12 protein-coding genes and 1 tRNA gene are annotated in these 12,720 nt (G+C 63.9%); 3 read left to right on the forward strand and 10 right to left on the reverse strand.

The window, feature by feature from the left end:
* Window positions 1-47: 47 nt before the first annotated feature.
* From BLV45_RS02545 to BLV45_RS02555, 3 genes are all read right to left on the reverse strand, one after another.
* Window positions 48-122 (reverse strand) — tRNA-Gly (locus BLV45_RS02545).
* Between the two features lie 71 nt (window positions 123-193).
* Window positions 194-757 carry a YggT family protein gene (locus BLV45_RS02550; RefSeq protein ID WP_090528514.1) on the reverse strand — a complete coding sequence of 188 codons (564 nt, stop codon included), beginning with the start codon at window positions 755-757 and terminating at the stop codon, window positions 194-196.
* Window positions 758-903: 146 nt separating this feature from the next.
* Window positions 904-1,854, reverse strand: a complete 951-nt coding sequence (locus tag BLV45_RS02555) for a Rossmann-like and DUF2520 domain-containing protein (RefSeq protein ID WP_090530978.1) — start codon at window positions 1,852-1,854, stop codon at window positions 904-906.
* A gap of 865 nt (window positions 1,855-2,719) precedes the next feature.
* Here BLV45_RS02555 and BLV45_RS02560 point away from each other — a divergent pair.
* Together BLV45_RS02560 and BLV45_RS02565 are read left to right on the forward strand one after the other, a co-directional pair.
* Window positions 2,720-3,001, forward strand: coding sequence for a hypothetical protein (locus BLV45_RS02560; protein ID WP_090528517.1), 282 nt, complete (start codon window positions 2,720-2,722; stop codon window positions 2,999-3,001).
* 216 nt (window positions 3,002-3,217) lie between these two features.
* The gene (locus BLV45_RS02565; protein WP_090528520.1) at window positions 3,218-4,183 is read left to right on the forward strand and encodes a threo-3-hydroxy-L-aspartate ammonia-lyase; all 966 of its coding nucleotides are present in this window, start codon (window positions 3,218-3,220) and stop codon (window positions 4,181-4,183) included.
* 42 nt (window positions 4,184-4,225) lie between these two features.
* On the opposite strand, the gene BLV45_RS02570 is transcribed toward BLV45_RS02565, so the two are convergent.
* Together BLV45_RS02570 and BLV45_RS02575 are read right to left on the reverse strand one after the other, a co-directional pair.
* Window positions 4,226-4,906 (reverse strand): LysE family translocator, encoded by a 681-nt coding sequence (locus BLV45_RS02570; RefSeq protein WP_090528523.1) that lies wholly within the window; start codon window positions 4,904-4,906, stop codon window positions 4,226-4,228.
* A gap of 101 nt (window positions 4,907-5,007) precedes the next feature.
* The gene (locus BLV45_RS02575; RefSeq protein WP_090528526.1) at window positions 5,008-6,576 is read right to left on the reverse strand and encodes a UbiD family decarboxylase; all 1,569 of its coding nucleotides are present in this window, start codon (window positions 6,574-6,576) and stop codon (window positions 5,008-5,010) included.
* 573 nt (window positions 6,577-7,149) lie between these two features.
* On the opposite strand from BLV45_RS02575, the gene BLV45_RS02580 reads away from it, so the two are divergent.
* Window positions 7,150-8,325, forward strand: coding sequence for a transglycosylase SLT domain-containing protein (locus BLV45_RS02580; protein WP_090528530.1), 1,176 nt, complete (start codon window positions 7,150-7,152; stop codon window positions 8,323-8,325).
* Between the two features lie 132 nt (window positions 8,326-8,457).
* Here BLV45_RS02580 and BLV45_RS02585 read toward each other — a convergent pair whose 3' ends face one another.
* From BLV45_RS02585 to BLV45_RS02605, 5 genes are all read right to left on the reverse strand, one after another.
* On the reverse strand, window positions 8,458-9,651 hold the full coding sequence (locus BLV45_RS02585) for a pyridoxal phosphate-dependent aminotransferase (protein WP_090528533.1): 1,194 nt from the start codon (window positions 9,649-9,651) through the stop codon (window positions 8,458-8,460).
* Window positions 9,652-9,735: 84 nt separating this feature from the next.
* Window positions 9,736-10,170 carry a transcription antitermination factor NusB gene (gene nusB / locus BLV45_RS02590; RefSeq protein ID WP_090528536.1) on the reverse strand — a complete coding sequence of 145 codons (435 nt, stop codon included), beginning with the start codon at window positions 10,168-10,170 and terminating at the stop codon, window positions 9,736-9,738.
* On the reverse strand, window positions 10,167-10,682 hold the full coding sequence (ribH, locus tag BLV45_RS02595) for a 6,7-dimethyl-8-ribityllumazine synthase (RefSeq protein WP_090528539.1): 516 nt from the start codon (window positions 10,680-10,682) through the stop codon (window positions 10,167-10,169). Before ribH ends, nusB begins: the two co-directional genes overlap by 4 nt.
* 53 nt (window positions 10,683-10,735) lie before the next feature.
* On the reverse strand, window positions 10,736-11,899 hold the full coding sequence (gene ribBA / locus BLV45_RS02600; RefSeq protein ID WP_090528542.1) for a bifunctional 3,4-dihydroxy-2-butanone-4-phosphate synthase/GTP cyclohydrolase II: 1,164 nt from the start codon (window positions 11,897-11,899) through the stop codon (window positions 10,736-10,738).
* A 206-nt stretch (window positions 11,900-12,105) separates the two neighbouring features.
* On the reverse strand, window positions 12,106-12,708 hold the full coding sequence (locus BLV45_RS02605; protein ID WP_090528545.1) for a hypothetical protein: 603 nt from the start codon (window positions 12,706-12,708) through the stop codon (window positions 12,106-12,108).
* Between the last annotated feature and the right edge of the window lie 12 nt (window positions 12,709-12,720).

Raw genomic sequence — 12,720 nt, forward strand, 5'->3', positions numbered from 1 at the left:
GATGAGGCGGCTCTCGTGCTGGATTTCCGCTGGAGATCAGCTGAATGTGGAGCGGGCGATGGGAATCGAACCCACGTCTTCAGCTTGGGAAGCTGAAGTAATAGCCATTATACGACGCCCGCAGAGCGCGCCATTTTACGCGGATTCGCGTGGTTTGCGCAAACGGCGCGCCGCAAGCGCGCCGTCTTCACAATCAGATCCCAAACAGCGTCAGCGAAACAGCCGCACGCGTTACCACCATCAGCAACACCTGCACGATCACGAACAGCAGGATCGGCGAGAGGTCGATGCCGCCCATTTGCGGCACGAAGCGGCGCAGCGGATTCAGAAACGGCGCGGTCAGCTGATACAGGATCGGCATGGCCGGCGAACGCGGATTGAGCCACGACAGCAACGCCATCAGGATCGTCAGCCAGATGATCAGGTTGAGCGCCCACTTGATCATCGTCAGCAGCGCGACGATCAGGAGCGTCGGCATCAGGCCGACCGGGTCGACACCCGCGAGCCACACCATCGCGACAACATAGATCAGCGCCGCGATGAGCGCCGCGACGATGCTGGCCCAGTCGATGCTGCGCGTACTGGGAATGATCCGCCGCAACGGCAGCACGATCCAGTTCGTGACCTGCAACACGGCGTTCGACACCGGGTTGTACGGCGGCATGCGGACAACCTGCAGCCAGGCACGCAACAGCAGCGCCGCGCCGAACAGGGTGAAAACGGTATTGAGCAGAAAACGGGCGATATCGCCGACCATCTCGTGTCCTTTCCTTCTTTAGTTATTCGTAGCGGCCGCGCGTGGCGCGCCGGCTTCGTCAGGCAATTGCATTCAACCGGTGCGTGCAGAGGGGGCGCCCGGACGCGCACCCCGATCCCGCTGCGTTCGCGCCGGTCGTCACATTATCACGGCTTACGGGTCGCCTGCGATCCCTGGCCGGTCAGCCGGTCGAGCGAACGGGCAAGCGAGTCTTCCACGACGCTGTCGATGGCATCGATCGCAGTCGGTGGCACCGGCCGGCGGCGCGCCAGCGCGACCGCGCGGCGCGTCATCAGCGCGTAGAGCGCAGCGTGGTCGCCACCGAGCCCTTCGAGCAGCGCAAGCTGCTTTTCGACGACACCAGTATCACCACGTGAAACCGGTCCGGCCAGCGCACCCGGCAAGCCCTTGTCGCCGGCGGTCTGGATCGTGCCGGCGAGCATCGGCAGCACGGCACGCAACGCGTCGTCTTCGTCGAAACCGAGCGTGCGCCACAGTTCGACGCATTCCGCGAGGCCGCACAGCGCGAAGCTCGCCGCGTAGTGCGCGGCCGCGTGATACAGCATGCGGCCGCCAGCAGGAATCGAAAGCGGATGGCAACGCAGCGCGCCCGCCAGCGCGACGAGCGCGTCCTTCAGTGCGCCGTCGGCTTCGATCGAGATGGAGCATCCAGCGATGCGCTCGATATCGGCGAGATTTCCACCGAACAGGTACAGTGGATGAAAGCCGCCGATCGACGCGCCCTGGTCACGTGCCGGCGCCAGCAGGTCGACGGGCGAAGCGCCGCTGCAATGCACGAGCGCCCATGCACCGGCGCGATCCGGCGCGGCGGAGTCGAAGCGCACTGTGTGGGCTGTCGTACCGATACTGTCATCCGGGACGGCTAAAAAGACGATATCGGCTGCGTCGACAACCTGCTGCGGGTGGTCGTACGCGGCGCAATGCCCGATCTGACCTGCAAGCGCCTGCGCGGAATCCCGCGAGCGGCTTGCGATCGCGGTGACCGGATAGCCGGCACGCGAGAAGCCGTGCGCGAGACAGTGCGCGAGTCGGCCCGCGCCGACGAAGCCCAGACGCGGCAAGGGAGAAAGGGACATGGTTTCCAGCTCCGGACAGAACAATGACGGAACGGCGAGTATCGCACCCATCACGACGCCGGTTGGCGTCGGCACCTTGCCAGCAAGGGACGTGAACCGGTTTCATGCACACCGGGCATTCTTCAGACCAGTATGTGGCGAATATGACAGACCGTCGTATGTATCTGACAGGGGATTGCCGCCGGGTCCGAAAACTGCTCACAATGAATCCGCACATCAGATTTTCCGGCAGTTCCCGTTGTTGTTTCTTCTGTAGCGCAGCCAGATTTTCGGGAGGTACACGATGAGCATTTTTTCTTACCGAAAGCACTTGCGGTTTCTCACCCACTCGCAGCGGCGCCGCTGGTGGGATCAAAAGAAGCGGCTGTCTCCACGCGTACAGATCAGCGGCGCTTATGTGCCACCCAGCGTCTCACGGGAATTTACGTATGTGAAGGTCGCCTGACGGCACGCTGACCTCGACCCGGTGCCCGGCGTTTCTGCCGGGCACTTTGCGTTTACGGTGACCGCGCGGTCACCACGCGACCACGCGAGAACACAATTCGATGCGCGAAGACAACGGAATCGCATGACGGCTGCAGCGAATTTGTAATTAAACATTACCGATGTGACCGGTAAGCCTGTAACGCGACCGGTAAAAATGTCACCGCGTGTGATCGACGCGCCGCAAACCCTTGATTTTCGAAAGGGAAGCAGCTACATGAATGACGTGAGGCACGCAGGCGCCCTGCGCGTTTGCATTCGTCATTGCAATTTGCAACAAATGCCCCCGACGCTGCGAAGCCTTTTTCGATACATTGGATCATAAGGGCTGAGCCCGTCATGCGACCACGTCATAGGGGCGGGGCCGCCAGGAGAAATCGAAGTGAAAAAGATCGTCCCGTTTATCGTTGCCGCCGCGCTTGGCGCGGGGTTTGCCACTGCTGCTGAAGCACACGTGTCGATCGGTGTCGGTATCGGCATTCCTGCCTATCCGGTCTACGCCGCGCCGCCCGTGTACTACGCGCCGCCGCCGCCCGTGTACTATGCGCCGCCGCCCGTGGTCTACGCACCGCCGCCGGTTGTCGTCGGTGGATACTATGGATACGGTCGGCCTTACTATCGTCACGGCTATTACCGCCATGGCTACTACGGCCCGCGTTACTGATTTCGCAAAAGCGTCGCGCCACGCGACGAGGTGAGCGCGGCTTTCGCATAAGAGGTTTCGTGAACGGCGCAACGCCGGCTTGAACGCCGCGTTGCGCCGTTTTCATATGGGCCTCGGCCGATCGGCATGGCGACGCGCGCTTCGCGTTCCAAAACACGATCGAAGCTGGGACAATGAGCGTCCGTGCAACCAACCACGCCCCGCGTCCTTCCGCCGATGCAAGCGCTTCCTGTTCCAACCTATGATGATGTTGTCGACGCCGCCGCGCGTATCGAAGGCATCGCGCACCGCACGCCTGTTCTCACGTCGACCACCGCGAACGAGCGCACAGGCGCGTCGATCTTCTTCAAATGCGAAAACCTGCAGCGCATGGGCGCGTTCAAGTTTCGCGGTGCGTACAACGCGATCTCGCACTTCGATGCCGAACAGCGCAAGGCGGGTGTCCTGACGTTTTCGTCGGGCAATCACGCACAGGCGATCGCGTTGTCCGCGCGTCTGGCTGGCATTCACGCGACGATCATCATGCCGCACGACGCGCCCGCCGCGAAGGTTGCGGCAACCAAAGGGTATGGCGGCGAAGTGATCGTCTACGACCGGTACAAGGAAGACCGTGAAGCGATCGGCCGCCGGCTCGCCGAAGAGCGCGGCATGACGTTGATTCCGCCGTACGATCATCCGCACGTGATGGCCGGGCAGGGCACGGCCGTCAAGGAACTGATCGAGGAAACCGGCCCGCTCGACATGCTGTTCGTGTGTCTGGGCGGCGGTGGTCTGCTGTCGGGCAGCGCGCTTTCCGCTGCGGCATTGAGCCCGCAATGCCAGATCATCGGCGTCGAGCCGGAGGCGGGCAACGATGGCCAGCAATCGCTCGCACGGGGCGAACGCGTGCGCATCGATGTGCCGAAGACGATTGCCGATGGCGCCGCCACGCAGCAACTCGGCGTCTATACGTTCGACGTGATCCAGCGCCTCGTGCAACAGATCGTGACGGTCAGCGACGCGCAGCTCGTCGACGCGATGCGCTTTTTCGCGCAGCGGATGAAGATCGTGGTCGAACCGACCGGGTGTCTTGCAGCGGCGGCGGTACTCAATGGCCTCGTGCCCGTGAAGGGCAGGCGCATTGGCGTCGTGATCAGCGGCGGTAACGTCGATCTCGAACGGCTCGGCCAGTTTCTCGGTTAACCCGTTCCGGAAAGGCGAGTCCACACCTCGCCTTTTTCGTCGCTAACCGGCCACCATGCTGCTGGTGTGTACGATCAGATCGCGATATCCGTTCGCGATCACGCTATATGAGAAGTACGCGAAGAGCAGCGCCGACAGCACATGACACGCGCGCAGCAAACCGGTGCCCGCGCGTTTGCGTCCGTGGCTCGCGAGCCCGCAGATAAACACGTTCCAGCACAGCCCGCCGAGCAAAAAGCCGCCGAGAAAAACCGGCGCCGTGGTCACGGTCGTCGCGCCAGCCCTGGCGATCAGCGCACCGCCCACCGCCGCGAACCACAGGATCGCCGATGGCGACGAGACGGCGAGCAACATGCCGCGCATGAACCCGCGCCATGCGCTCTGATGCGGTGCGTTCGCATTGGCCTCGCCTTCGACAGGCGGCGCTGAAGCAGGGAAGAGCGCTTCGCGCGCCATCTTCCACGTGAGAAACAGCAGGATGGCCGCGCCGCCGATCCACACGATCCATCGCACCGGTTCGAACTGAAGCAGCGCCGCCATGCCGGCGAGTGCGAGCGCCGCATAGATCAGATCGCCGAAACACGAGCCGAGCCCGAGCCAGAAGCCGGGTTTGAATCCGTGCGACAACGTCAGCGAAATAATCGCTACGTTGACGAGACCGATATCGAGGCACAGCGAAAGAGACAGAAAAAAACCATCCGACAACATTGATAACGCGTGCATCCCTGCCTGTTCCCCGTATTGTTCTGCGTGTTTCCGCTATCGTCGCGACGTATCGTGTCCACCGTTCGGGATCGCTTCCAGTCTGTCGTGCCGCATCGGTTTTAGAGGCCGAGTTCCTGCCACATCGCATCGATGCGCTTTTTGACCGCGTCGTCCATTTCGATGGGCCGGCCCCATTCACGGTTGGTTTCGCCTGGCCACTTGCTGGTCGCGTCGAGCCCCATCTTCGAACCGAGCCCCGCCACCGGCGACGCGAAATCCAGATAGTCGATCGGCGTGCGATCGACGAGTACCGTGTCGCGCGAAGGGTCGATGCGCGTCGTGATCGCCCAGATCACCTCTTTCCAGTCGCGAATGTTCACGTCTTCATCGACCACGACGATGAACTTCGTATACATGAATTGTCGCAGGAAGCTCCACACGCCGAACATCACCCGTTTGGCGTGTCCCGGGTAGCTCTTCTTCATCTGGACGATTGCCATCCGGTAGCTGCATCCCTCGGGCGGCAGATAGAAGTCGGTGATCTCGGTGAACTGCTTCTGCAGGAGCGGCACGAACACTTCGTTGAGCGCGACGCCGAGCACGGCCGGTTCGTCGGGTGGCTTGCCGGTATAGGTCGAATGGTAGATGGCGTCGCGACGCATCGTGATGCGCTCGACGGTGAACACCGGGAACCACTCCTGTTCGTTGTAGTAACCGGTGTGGTCGCCGTACGGACCTTCGAGCGCGTGCTCGTAAGCGGCCGAAGCGCCCTTCGACGGACGCGGCGGCGCGCCGGCCGGCGCCGCTTCGGGCGTGCCGGCTTGCGGGTAGATAAAGCCTTCGAGCACGATCTCGGCGCGCGCCGGCACCTGCAACGTATCGACGCCCGGCGTGATGCACTTCGCGAGTTCCGTGCGCCCGCCACGCAGCAATCCGGCGAACTGGTATTCAGAGAGCGTGTCCGGCACCGGCGTCACCGCGCCGAGAATCGTGGCCGGATCGGCGCCGAGCACGACCGCGACCGGATACGGCTTGCCCGGGTTCCGCAGCGCGAACTCGCGGAAATCGAGCGCGCCGCCCCGATGCGCGAGCCAGCGCATGATCAGCCTGTTGCGGCCGATGAGCTGCTGGCGGTAAATGCCAAGGTTCTGCCGCGTCTTGTTCGGACCGCGCGTGACGGTCAGCCCCCAGGTGATGAGCGGGCCCGCGTCGCCGGGCCAGCAGGTCTGGATCGGCAGCTTCGCGAGATCGACGTCGTCGCCTTCCCATACGATTTCCTGACAGGGCGGCGAACTGACGGTCTTCGGCGCCATGTCCCAGACGGCCTTGGCCAGCGAGAGCAGTTTGCCGGCGTCTTTCAGCCCCCTGGGCGGCTCCGGTTCCTTGAGGGCGGACAGAAGGCGCCCGACGTCGCGCAATGACTCCAGCGCGGCGCTATCGCCGTTTTCCGCGCCGGTGTCGATGCCCATGCCAAGCGCCACGCGCCGCGGTGTGCCGAACAGGTTGCCGAGAACCGGGAACGCGTGCTGCCGGGTGCTTTCAAACAGCAACGCGGGACCGCCGGCGCGCAGCACACGATCGCAGATTTCCGTCATTTCGAGAACGGGCGAGACGTGTTGCGGAACGCGGCGAAGCTCGCCCAGCGTTTCGAGGCGACCGACGAAGTCGCGCAGGTCTTTGTATTTCATCGGGTCCTGATCAGGAGGCGGCGCGCCGCAAGGTGAGGGCGCGGCAGGCAATCGCCGCGCGAAATCGATTGTCGATTTTACCTGCGTTGGCTGGCGCACGTTGAGGGGCAAATTTGTGACCGGCCGGAAACGCGCGCACCGTGCGGTTTAGAGGCCGCTGAACACTGTTCATTATTACAATTAGTTATATATTTGACTATTCATAGTGTTGACGATCTATAAAACCCTGCTAGAATCCGTCCACATTGGTTGCAGGGTTTGTACGTTTTAACCACTACCCCCGGTCTTCTGACGCAACGCGTCGCCGTTTGCCGATCCCTGCTCGGTACTTCACGGTCTTGTCTGTTTTCCTCGCCGGCGCCTTTATCGCGCTGGTTTTTTCGTGTGGGAGCCTCCGCCCGCATGCTGCAAACAGCATGCCGCCGGAACTTTAGATGGGCTCCCCGAACGGTGTATGCCGTTTTCCCGACGCCGCTGCCGCCCCGACCAGAGCGCGCGACGTCTTGATTCTGCGAATGGCTGTACGTCGGCTTGCCGACGCGTTCGCCGCTTCATGCAAATTGGGAGATCTGAATGAACGCCTGGTTATCGTGGCGTCCCGACGAGCGTCTCGCGCAGGTTATGCGCGGTGCATTGCGACGTGGGACGCGTATGAGTCATCACCTGTTCAGCATTGTCGGTGGTTTTGCCGTCGTGCTGGCACTTGCCCTGTGGCTGATGCCCACCTGGCGCGGCACTCTCGCCGCAAAGCTGATGCCGGTCATCTCCGCCGCAGTGAAGGCGGGCCCGGCCCGTCTGCTGCAAGGCAACCCGTTGCCGTCGTTTGGGCCTGCAACCGGCCAGTCTGACGACTCCTTGTCTTCAAATCAGGCCGTGAGCGTCGACACCGGCAGCAATGGTACGACCGCCAACACCAGCTATGACGGCGCCTTCGATGGCAGCGGCACGGCTGGCCTCAGCGCGGTGGCGCTGAACGGCCTCGATCCGCGCACGTTGCCGACAGTCGGCTCGCTCGCCCGCATGATTCCGGCGCAGCGTGTCTCCGCCGACGCACGCGACGATCGCGTGCTGGTCTCGACCCGCGAGCAGGATCTCGTCGCGTCGTATCTGTCGCGCCGTTACCGCGTCGCTCAGGAGCCCGTCAGCGAGCTCGTGAAGGCCGCGTTCGACACCGGCCGCGAAGTCGGTCTCGATCCGCTGTTGCTGCTGGCCGTCATGGCCATCGAGTCCGGGTTCAATCCGTATGCGGAAAGCGGCGTCGGCGCGCAAGGTTTGATGCAGGTCATGTCGAAGGTCCACTCCGACAAGTTCGAGTACTTCGGTGGCCAGAGCGCCGCGCTTGAGCCGTTGACCAACATCAAGGTCGGCGCACTCGTGCTGAAGGATTGCGTGGCGCGCGGCGGGTCGCTGCCGGGCGGACTGCGTCTGTATGTCGGCTCGACGTCGCAGGACGACGGCGGCTATGGCGCGAAGGTAATGGCCGAGCGTGCCCGCCTGCGTGACGTGGCGCGTGGCCGCAAGGTGCCGGTCAACGCACCGCAGGCACCGACCACGACCACCGCATCGACGACGCTGGCTCCGTCCGCGACGACGGCTTCGACGAAGCGCGTGCAGGTAACGCTCGACAGCGCGCATCCGCTGACGACGGCGAGAGCCGCGACACCCGCGTCGCATGACAAGGCGCCGGCACAGGATGACGCGAGCTCCAGCACGACGAAGCATGTTGCTGCGTCGGAACTGGGTGCCTGATACGGCGCTTGATATGTATTAGCTCCGCGAGCGCGGGCTGGGTAACGAGCAAGAAAAAGGGCACCTCCAGGTGCCCTTTTTCGTTGCTGCGCGCTTTCCGAAGGAGCCCGTGCGGTCAGCCAGGCGTCGGGATCATCGGCCGAACAATCCGCCGAGCCGTTCGACAGCCTCCTCGAGCTTCGCATACGCCGTCGCATAGGAGAGCCGGATATAGCTGTGCGGCGCGTGCGATCCGAAATCCATCCCCGGGACCAGCACGACGCCTGCGTCGTGCAGCATCGCCCGGGTGAGCGCGGCGCTGTCGCCCGCGGCGGGGTGGGCGACGTGCGTGCAGTCTGCGTACACATAGAACGCGCCGTCGGGCATCACCGGCACCGAGAAGCCGAGCGACGCGAGCGCGGGTGCGATGAAATCGCGGCGCCGCCTGAATTCGAGGCGACGATCTTCGTAGATTTTGATCGTATCCGGTTCGAAGCAGGCGAGCGCGGCATGCTGCGCGAGCGCCGATGCGCAGATAAACAGGTTCTGCGCGAGCTTCTCGAGCGCACCGACCATCGCCGGCGGCACGACGAGCCAGCCCAGCCGCCAGCCGGTCATGTTGAAGTACTTCGAGAAGCTGTTGACGGTAATGACGTCGTCGCCGAAAGATAGCGCCGACACCGGCGGCGCGTCGTAACTCAAGCCCTGATAGATTTCATCGACGATCGTAAAGCCGCCGCGCGCGCGGACCGCCTTCACGATGCGTTCAAGTTCGGCCGGCTCGATCGATGTGCCGGTCGGGTTCGACGGCGACGCGAGCAGCACGCCGCGCGTGCGATCGTTCCACAGGCGTTCGACGTCGGCCGCGGTCAGCTGGAAGCGCTCCGCGGGGCCGCTCGGCACGAGCACAGGCTTACCTTCGGCCGCGGCGACGAAATGCCGGTTGCAGGGATAAGACGGATCGGGCATCAGCACTTCGTCATCGCGATCGACGAGGGCCGCGCATGCGAGCAGCAATGCCGCCGACGCGCCCGCGGTGACCACGATGCGCTCAGGGTCGACGGTGATGCCATACACCTGCTGGTAATGCGCGGCGATGGCTTCGCGCAACGCAGGCAGACCGAGCGCGTTCGTGTATTGGGTTACGCCGCTACGCAGCGCGCGGGTGGCGGCCTCGATGACCGGTTCCGGCGCGGTGAAATCGGGTTCGCCGATTCCCATGTGAATGATGTCGCGCCCCTGGCGCTCCAGCAACGCGGCCTCTTTGACCAGCTCCATCACGTAAAACGGCTGGATGGCGTCGACGCGGGCGGCAAGCCGCACCAGTGGTTCAGACAGCGTGTTCATGCAGATACGTCCAGTTTCCCAGTATCGCGACCGGCTGGCGCGGCCCGGGTTGAATCGGGCTCTACGCGATCCGGCCTCGCTCGCTCAGTGCTTGCGGGCGGCCTGTGTTTCGGCGGCGCGCAGTTGTACCGACAGCTTGTCCAGCACGCCGTTGACGTACTTGTAGCCGTCCGCGCCGCCGAACGTCTTGGCCAGTTCGACGGCTTCGTTGATCACCACGCGATATGGAATATCGACGTGATGCTTCAGTTCGAACGCGGCGACCAGCAGCACCGCGCGTTCGACCGGCGAGAGCTGGTCGATCGGACGGTCGAGGCACGGCATCAGGTCGATCGACAGTGCTTCCGAGTCGCGGATCACGCCGTTTAGCAGCGCGTCCAGATGCGCGTGGTCAGCCTTGTCGTAGCCTTGTGCGCCGCGCAGCTGCGCGTCGATTTCACTGACAGGCGAGCCCGACAGCAGCCACTGATAGAGACCTTGCGTGGCCAGTTCGCGGGAACGTCGGCGAGCGCTCTTCATGCCCGTTCCTCTTCGTCTTCCTCGTCTTCATCTTCGTCGTCATCGCCGCCCAGCTGTTCGAGCGCAACCGAGAGGTTCGCCATTTCGACGGCGACACGCGCTGCGTCGCGACCCTTTTCGGTCATGCGCGCGACGGCCTGTTCGTCGGTTTCAGTGGTGAGGACCGCGTTGGCGACGGGAACGCCGAAGTCGAGGCCGATGCGCGTGATGCCGGCGCCGCTTTCGTTCGACACGAGTTCGAAGTGATACGTCTCGCCGCGCACGACGGCGCCAAGCGCGATCAGCGCGTCGAACTGGCCGCTCTCCGCCAGCTTTTGCAGCGCGAGCGGGATTTCCAGCGCGCCCGGCACGGTGACGAGCAGCACGTCTTCGCCCGTGACGCCGAGGCGTTCGAGTTCTTCGATACAGGCGTCGGCGAGGCCGTTGCAAACGGGTTCGTTAAAGCGCGACTGCACGATGCCGACGCGCAGGCCGTCACCGTCGAGATTCGGTTGATATTGTCCGATTTCCATTTGAGATCCGTAGTGTTTGGGATGAACGCGGGTGGGCGGTGAGTATCTGGATATCAGGCTGCGGTGTCCTGTGAGGCCGGAGCGCCGCCGGGCGGGCACGCCGCGATCGCGCCGGGCATCGGCACGAAGCACGTGACTTCGAGACCATAACCCGACATCGAGCCCAGCTTGCGCGGGTTCGACAGCACCTGCATCTTGCCGACACCCAGCTCGCGCAGGATCTGCGCGCCGATGCCGTACGTCTTGAAATCGACCGGACGGCGCTTGAGCGCCTCGGCACGTTCCTTTTCGTCGAACGCCCTGAAGACGTCGATCAGGTGATCCTTCGAGTCGCCACAGTTGAGCAGCACCACCACGCCGAGATCGCGTTCGGCGATTTCCTTCATGGCGGCGTCAAGTGTCCATGAGTGGGTGGACGCGCCCACTTCCAGCAGATCGAGTACCGACAGCGGTTCGTGAACGCGCACCGGGGTTTCGCGATCCGGCGAAGGTGTGCCGCGCACCAGCGCGATATGCGGCGAACCGCTCGGCTGGTCGAGATACATCACCGCGCGGAACGGGCCGTGCGCGGTTTGCATCGTGCGCTCGCAGATGCGCTCGACGATCGATTCGGTGCGGCTGCGGTAATGGATCAGGTCGGCGATCGTGCCGATCTTCAGGTTGTGCTCCTGCGCGAACCCGATGAGGTCGGGCAGGCGCGCCATCGTGCCGTCGTCCTTGATGATCTCGCAGATCACCGCGGCAGGCGTGAGGCCCGCGAGCGCCGTGAAATCGCAGCCGGCTTCGGTGTGACCGGCGCGCACCAGCACGCCGCCGGGCTGCGCCATGATCGGGAACACGTGGCCTGGCTGCACGATGTGCTCGGCGCGGGCATCATGCGCGACGGCCGTCGCGATCGTGCGCGCGCGGTCGGCTGCGGAAATGCCGGTTGTCACGCCTTCGGCCGCTTCGATGCTGACCGTGAACGCCGTGCCGTACTGCGTGCCGTTGCGATACGTCATGAGCGGCAGGTTGAGCTGCTTGCAGCGCTCCTGCGTGAGCGTCAGACAGATCAGCCCACGGCCGTAACGGGCCATGAAATTGATCGCTTCCGGCGTGACGAATTCGGCGGCGATCACGAGATCGCCCTCGTTTTCGCGGTCTTCTTCGTCGACGAGAATCACCATCCGGCCGGCCTTCAGTTCGGCGATGATCTCAAGAGTGGAGGCGAGCGTCATGTTGGCGAGATTGTCAGGAAAGCGCGTATTTTACGCCACGCGAGCCCCCGCGTCGCCCCGGCCGGACGGGCCAGGCCATCTGGCCGGGTTTACACGGATCGGGCATCGGGCTGACACCGGGTTGACACTCGCTACATGGCCATCCGGCCGACTGTCGCCGCTACCCGCACGGCCTTATTCTCGAACCAGGAAAGTCGGGAAGGGGATTACTGATGCGTGTCGGGATTTGCAGCGCCGGGCCGGTTGTGTATCTGGCCGGGTTCGCGCCAGTTGGGCTCGCTGCCCATGAACCGGTCGAAGTACGCGATCGCGAGGCTCGGCTCCTCGACGATGTTTTCGCGAAACGACTGCCACACGTCGCGGTGCGCGAGCGCATCGGCCGGCTGGGCCTCCAGCGCGCACTCTTCGCGCATGACGTGTTTGAGCGTGCCGATGCAAAACCAGGTGAGCAGGTAGCCCACCGGCCACCAGCTGGCGATGTCGTCCGCCGCGGGTTGCAGGTGCGGGGCGGGCTCCGTAGACACGTGAACGGCCTTGTCGCGCAGCAGGTCACGCAGCAGCACGCCGAACGCGAACTGGAAGTAGTCGGGGGCGTTCTGCCTGCGGTAGCCGGCGTGGTGCGAGATCACATCGAGCCACGCGAAAAACGCGCTGGTGAACTGACGGTCGTCGATTTCGATGCGCACGCCGTGCCGCTCGCGATATTCGTCGCAGCATTGCTGCAACAGCTGGCGGCAAAGGGTGAGTTTCCGCACGCGGTCCCACGTGCCGGATTCCCGTATGTGAATGCTACTGAGCGGCTGGCCCATCAAGGCTCCCGT

The sequence above is a fragment of the Paraburkholderia sartisoli genome (assembly GCF_900107685.1).
Taxonomy (GTDB): domain Bacteria; phylum Pseudomonadota; class Gammaproteobacteria; order Burkholderiales; family Burkholderiaceae; genus Paraburkholderia; species Paraburkholderia sartisoli.

Coding starts and splice junctions, on each gene's coding strand:
- BLV45_RS02550 (WP_090528514.1), bottom strand. CDS start 757: ATGGTCGGCGATATCGCCCGTTTTCTGCTCAATACCGTTTTCACCCTG.
- BLV45_RS02555 (WP_090530978.1), bottom strand. CDS start 1,854: ATGTCCCTTTCTCCCTTGCCGCGTCTGGGCTTCGTCGGCGCGGGCCGA.
- BLV45_RS02565 (WP_090528520.1), top strand. CDS start 3,218: ATGCAAGCGCTTCCTGTTCCAACCTATGATGATGTTGTCGACGCCGCC.
- BLV45_RS02570 (WP_090528523.1), bottom strand. CDS start 4,906: ATGCACGCGTTATCAATGTTGTCGGATGGTTTTTTTCTGTCTCTTTCG.
- BLV45_RS02575 (WP_090528526.1), bottom strand. CDS start 6,576: ATGAAATACAAAGACCTGCGCGACTTCGTCGGTCGCCTCGAAACGCTG.
- BLV45_RS02580 (WP_090528530.1), top strand. CDS start 7,150: ATGAACGCCTGGTTATCGTGGCGTCCCGACGAGCGTCTCGCGCAGGTT.
- BLV45_RS02585 (WP_090528533.1), bottom strand. CDS start 9,651: ATGAACACGCTGTCTGAACCACTGGTGCGGCTTGCCGCCCGCGTCGAC.
- nusB (WP_090528536.1), bottom strand. CDS start 10,170: ATGAAGAGCGCTCGCCGACGTTCCCGCGAACTGGCCACGCAAGGTCTC.
- ribH (WP_090528539.1), bottom strand. CDS start 10,682: ATGGAAATCGGACAATATCAACCGAATCTCGACGGTGACGGCCTGCGC.
- ribBA (WP_090528542.1), bottom strand. CDS start 11,899: ATGACGCTCGCCTCCACTCTTGAGATCATCGCCGAACTGAAGGCCGGC.
- BLV45_RS02605 (WP_090528545.1), bottom strand. CDS start 12,708: ATGGGCCAGCCGCTCAGTAGCATTCACATACGGGAATCCGGCACGTGG.